The organism is Pseudomonas sp. P4_C3 (genome assembly GCF_056402075.1).
Window position 1 is genome coordinate 1 of sequence record NZ_JBFUIC010000277.1, and the last position, 5450, is coordinate 5450.

The 5450-nt window shown below is 56.4% G+C and carries 5 protein-coding genes; 1 reads left to right on the forward strand and 4 read right to left on the reverse strand.

Annotated elements, in window-relative coordinates; genetic code table 11:
- Nucleotides 1–256: SDR family oxidoreductase (locus tag AC1DVH_RS25530; protein ID WP_477756146.1), on the reverse strand; the 256-nt coding region annotated here is incomplete at its 3' end.
- A gap of 207 nt (nucleotides 257–463) precedes the next feature.
- Between AC1DVH_RS25530 and AC1DVH_RS25535 the strand changes: the two genes are divergently transcribed.
- A complete protein-coding gene (locus tag AC1DVH_RS25535) occupies nucleotides 464–1378 on the forward strand; it encodes a LysR substrate-binding domain-containing protein (RefSeq protein ID WP_056723421.1) in 915 nt (304 codons plus the stop codon).
- Between the two features lie 235 nt (nucleotides 1379–1613).
- On the opposite strand, the gene AC1DVH_RS25540 is transcribed toward AC1DVH_RS25535, so the two are convergent.
- From AC1DVH_RS25540 to AC1DVH_RS25550, 3 genes are read right to left on the reverse strand one after another with little or no spacing between them, the layout of a single operon-like run.
- Nucleotides 1614–3065, reverse strand: coding sequence for an NAD-dependent succinate-semialdehyde dehydrogenase (locus tag AC1DVH_RS25540; protein ID WP_477756147.1), 1452 nt, complete (start codon nucleotides 3063–3065; stop codon nucleotides 1614–1616).
- A 28-nt stretch (nucleotides 3066–3093) separates the two neighbouring features.
- On the reverse strand, nucleotides 3094–4104 hold the full coding sequence (locus AC1DVH_RS25545; protein ID WP_056723304.1) for a dihydrodipicolinate synthase family protein: 1011 nt from the start codon (nucleotides 4102–4104) through the stop codon (nucleotides 3094–3096).
- Nucleotides 4105–4150: 46 nt separating this feature from the next.
- Nucleotides 4151–5155, reverse strand: a complete 1005-nt coding sequence (locus AC1DVH_RS25550) for an ornithine cyclodeaminase family protein (protein ID WP_056723302.1) — start codon at nucleotides 5153–5155, stop codon at nucleotides 4151–4153.
- Nucleotides 5156–5450 lie beyond the last annotated feature (295 nt).

Consider the following 5450-nt stretch of genomic DNA (forward strand, 5'->3'; position numbering starts at 1 on the left):
CCAGAATGTCGATGCGACCGAAATGCTCGATGATTTTCGCGACGGCCTGCTGAACCTGTGATTCATCAGCGACGTTGGCGGCCAGACCCAGATGGCCTTCGCCCAGGGAGGCGGCGGCATCGCGGGCGGCGGATTCATCCAAGTCGAGGATCACAACCTGTGCGCCCTGTTGCGCGAAGGTGGTCGCTGTCGCGCGGCCAATGCCACGTGCGGAGGCTGCACCGGTGATGATCGCGACTTTGCCTTGGAGAAGCATGGGAGTACCTCATTGTTCTTATTGGAGAGTGCTATTGGGTCGATCCGTAGCGAATCGATGACTCAGCTTGTGCTCCACCCCGTTCCTGAGCAATAACGCGAACTTCACTGGGTACTGAAAAAAATTCAGCACTCGTCATTTTTGCAGTTGGATGGTTGAATGGCTCGATGCCCGGCTCAGGCTATTTACAGCGGAAAAACCATCACCATGCGTTCAACCGGCGAAGTACCCCCGACACTGCCACCCCTGAAAGCCATTCAGGCCTTTGAGCAGACAGCGCGCTTTGGCAATGTCGCCCGCGCTGCCGAATTGCTGGACTTAACGCCTTCGGCGGTCAGCCACCAATTGGCCAAGCTTGAGGCGATGATCGGGCGACAGCTGTTTTTCCGAACCGCCAGAGGCGTGACCCTGACGCCGGTGGGCGAGCAGTACCTGACCGAGGTGTCCGGCATCCTGCACAGCCTTGCCGTGGCGACCGAGCGCGCGACCAGTGACTTCAGCCTCGATTGCCTGCGCTTGCACTCATCGCCCAGTTTCGGACTGCTGTGGCTGATGCCGCGTCTGGAGCAATTCCGCCAGAGTCATCCTGACATCCAGCTCAACCTTTCGTGTTCCTATGAGTCACTGCACTTCAGCCGGGACAAGATCGACGTGGACATCCGCCACGGAATGCCCAACTGGCCCAGTTTCGAAGTGCGCACGGTGCGCAATGAAAAAATCGCGGTCATGGCTTCTCCCAAACTCCTGGAAAAACGACCCATTCATGCCATTGCGGATTTGCTGGACTGCAACCTGATTCTGTCGGAGGCGACGCTGATCAAGTGGCCACAGTTGTTTGCACAACATGGTTTATCGCGCCCTGAAAAGCCTTACACACTGAGTTTTGACCGTTCCTACATGACGCTGGAGGCAGCCAGCCACGGGCTTGGATTTGCCCTGGAAAGCACACTGCTTGCGCAGGATTATCTAGCGCGTGGAACGTTGGTCGAGGTAGTGCCGCAGTTGAGTGCGGCAATCACTGCACACCACCTGGTTTTCCCGAAAGCGCATTCCAACTTCCCAAGGGTCAGAAGATTTCTGGAGTGGATGCAGGCGGAGTTGGGGCATGACTTCAATTATTGAACTGGATGTCATTACACGCCGCATCTCATCAGATTGCCTAGTGAGTGTCTGCTTTTGGCCGTGGTATCAGATGCGTAACTTGTGTCGATCTCGTAGAGCGAGACGAGGGTTTGGAGCCCCACTGATACGTCTTATCAGTGAGGCCATTGAGCAAAATTTACAGCGCCGTGATGAATGCGTGTAGGTGAGGGCGCATGTTTTATAGACATACACCACCTCACCCACTATCGCCGGCTTACAAGCCGCCCAGTGCGACGTACTTGATTTCCAGGTAGTCGTCGATCCCGTATTTTGAGCCTTCCCGGCCAAGTCCGGAGGTCTTCACGCCGCCGAAGGGTGCAACTTCTGTGGAGATCATCCCCTCGTTGACGCCCACCATGCCGAACTCAAGATTGTCGACGACACGGAAGATCAGACCGACGTCACGTGCGTACACATAGGCTGCCAAGCCAAAAGGTGTGTCGTTGGCCATCGCAATTGCCTCGTCCTCAGTCTCGAAACGGAAGAGGGGAGCGACAGGGCCGAAGGTTTCATCATTGAAGATCAGTGCATCGCGTGACACATCGGTGAGCACTGTTGGCTCGAAGTAACTACCGCCCAAGGGGTGACGCTTGCCTCCGGTAGCAATGCGTGCACCTTTTTTCACCGCATCGGCAATGTGCTCTTCGACCTTTTGCACTGCATCCCCATTGATGAGCGGACCCAGTACCACACCGTCATCCATGCCATTACCAACCCTGAGCGCAGCGGCTGCATCCGCGAGCTTCTTCGCAAACTGATCGTAAACACCCGATTGAACGAGCATGCGGTTGGCGGCAACGCAGGCTTGACCTGTGTTGCGGTACTTGGCGGCAATTGCACCTTTCACTGCGGCATCGATATCAGCATCGTCAAAGACGATGAACGGCGCGTTGCCGCCCAGTTCCATACTCGCCTTTTTGATGGTCGGAGCGCACTGGGCCAGCAGCAGCGATCCAACTTCGGTCGAACCTGTGAAAGACAACTTCCGAACGACCGGGTTTGCGGTGAGCTCCCCGCCGATTGCGCGGGCCGAGCCCGTGACGACGTTGCACACACCAGGCGGCAGACCGGCGCGCTCGGCGAGTACGGCCAAAGCCAGTGCCGAAAGGGGGGTCTGACTGGCCGGCTTGATAACTCCAGCGCAACCAACCGCCCAGCCCGGACCGGCTTTGCGTGTAATCATCGCGGAGGGGAAGTTCCACGGTGTGATGGCTGCAAAAACACCGATAGGGGCTTTCTGCACGAGAATGCGCCGACCGTCTACATTCTGCGGAATGATGTCGCCATTCACGCGCTTCGCCTCTTCCCCGAACCATTCGATGAAGCTTGCGGCGTAAAGGATTTCGCCACGGGATTCCACCAAGGGCTTACCCTGTTCGGCCGTCAGGATGACCGCCAGGTCCTCGATGTTTTCAAGCATTAGCTCATAGAGCTTGCGCAGGACCTTTGCACGCTCCTTTGGCAGCGTCTTGCGCCATCCCTGCATGGCGCGTTCGGCCGCTGCGATTGCGCGGCGAGTCTCGGACTCTCCACCGTTTGGTACGCGCGCTACCCATTCACCAGTGGCTGGATTGTGGATCTCGATTGTCTGGCCACTGTCTGCCTGGACCCATTCGCCGTCGATCAACATTGCCTGACGCAGCAGGTCGGGGTCTTTCAGATTCAAGGTTGCGGTGCTATTCATCGGGCAGACCTCAAATGGAGTTACGACCGATGAAGAAGGCTTCATCGAGGTCGGTGGTCGGGTTCAGTCCAGCAGCTTCCAGCCCTTTACGTAGCACAGCCATGTCGCGCTGGTACACACGTTGGGTCGGGTGCGGCATAGGACCACCGTTGTAACCCTGCAACCAGCCTTGGTATTTCCACATCATGCGATTGAGAAGCCCGTTTGCCGCCATTGGGAGGCTTGCAAACGCTTTACGTGCCGGATCCATTTTGTACCAGAGCTGAGTTGCCTCATCGTAGTTGCCCGCACGGATCAACTTGTGGATCTGTGGTAGCAATGGGCCGTAGTAAGAGGAGTAGTTGGTTCCGCAGAATGGGATGTCCATCACTTGTGCCAAAGGCACGTACTCATACTCAAGCGGAGATGAGATAACGACTTCTTCATGGAATTCGCGGTGAACTTCGATCGCCGACATGATGTAAGGCAGTCCGCCTTCGGCTTTGATTGCAACGACGTTGGGGATCTCGTCGACCATGCGACGCAGCACCGCCAGCGGAATATCGGCAGGGTGCAAGCGGCTGAAACCCCAGGCGGGCAGCGGGAAGATGATTACGCCCAGGTTCGTCGCGTCGCAGATCGCCTTGGTGTACTCGAATACTTCGTCATAGGACTTCGGATAGAAGAACGGAGGATAGCCAAGCAGTACAAGGTCGGCGCCGGCAGCTTCGGCTCGCTTCACGGCCTCAATGTTATCTTCCAGCGTGTTGAACACCGCGTGGTGAACGATCACGAGACGGCCGGCTGCTTGATCGGCCATGATTTGACAGAACTCACCGTACTGCTCTTGGGTGATGGCTACCTCCGAGCAGGACAGCGAACCGACGAAGCCATGCTTGATTGCCAGTTCTACGTCGTGGCGAACGGCTTTCTCATTGATGCGTTTGAAGTCGGAGGTCATTGTTGGAATCGTAACGTTGGCGACCCCAACGAGTTTTTCGCGTGCCCAGTCTCGAGCGTCTTTCTTATTGTAATTGGCCATGTAAGGCTCCTGTTAGTCAGGGTTGGTGATAGTCGTCGCTGTTCGCTCAGCGCTTTGTTTCAAAATCGATTGGCAGTGGTGTTGCGAGCCCTGCTTCAAGTGCCTTGGTCAGGATGAGTTCCGCTACCACAATGTCTTGAAGACCACCGCCGACTGACTTAAACATCGGGGCCTTGGCTTGCTTCAACTGCTCACTGCAGGCGCCACTCATCAGGTCAGACAGGCTGAAGGCTTTGTGTCGAAATTCGATCCCGGCGGTATGGGCAGCAAGCATGTCTCCTGTCTCTTCCAGCACTTCTTCCAGGGTGTCGCAGATGATCAAGTCACTGCGCTCTACGACGGAAATGTCTATTTCACGCTGCTCCGGGATGGTCGAACCGATCGAAACGACAATGGCGTCCGGCTTCAACCACTCGCCGAACAAAATCGGCTTTTCATCGCGTGAGCGTGCGGCAGTCAGCACGATGTCGGCGCCTTCCACGGCCTCTTGTGCCGAACCAACTCCGCGAGCGGGTACACCGAGATCTCGCGTCGCCGCTGTGGCAAACGCTTCGCGCCGTTCAGGCGTCGGGCTGTAGACGGTTATTTCGGTCAGTTCGCGGACACTTGCGAAGGCACGGGTGTGCATCGAGGCTTCCAACCCACTTCCAATGACGGCTAGACGAACAGGTTTCTGTGGGGCGAGGCGGTCAAGGGCTGCTGCCGACGTAGCTGCAGTCCGGAATCCAGTCATCAGATTTGCGTCAATGAAAGCGGCAATGCGATTGGTCGTTCGGTCAAACAGAACGATGACGTATTCGATCCCCGGTGGCGCATCGCCCATGTTCGACCCCATCAGCTTGGCGCCGAAGTAGCGTCCACTTGCCGGAATTGCCGGCAAGGTGCGAAGCCAGGTTTTTTCAAGACTTGCAACGGTACGAGGCGGGGTAGCCCTGGCTGGCAAATGTTGCCCATAAGCGGCCTGAAGCGCGGCAATCGCATCTTTCCAACGGAAAACGGCCTGCGCGGCAGCGCTTGAAACGAACACGGGAGACTGGGAATTAGCGGTCATGCGTCGAGCTCCGAAACGGCAGAGAGAGTTGAAGTAAACGCGAGGCGGCCTACGTAAGCCGCGCTCCGGCTATGAATAGCTATCTAATTGAAGGTAGCACTAACAAAACGATGCGTATACAAAGTATTGTTGTCTGAGATTGGCGTTGTCAATGGCTCTATTGCGTAAATCTAGGTTTTACTCGGCATGGTTGCGGAAACAAAACGGAACGTATAGATTTGGTTTGTTCTTAGCAACGCCGATGTCTGGTGAGCGGCATGAAGCGCGGGATGCGAGGGTAGTTGAAGGCTTGGAC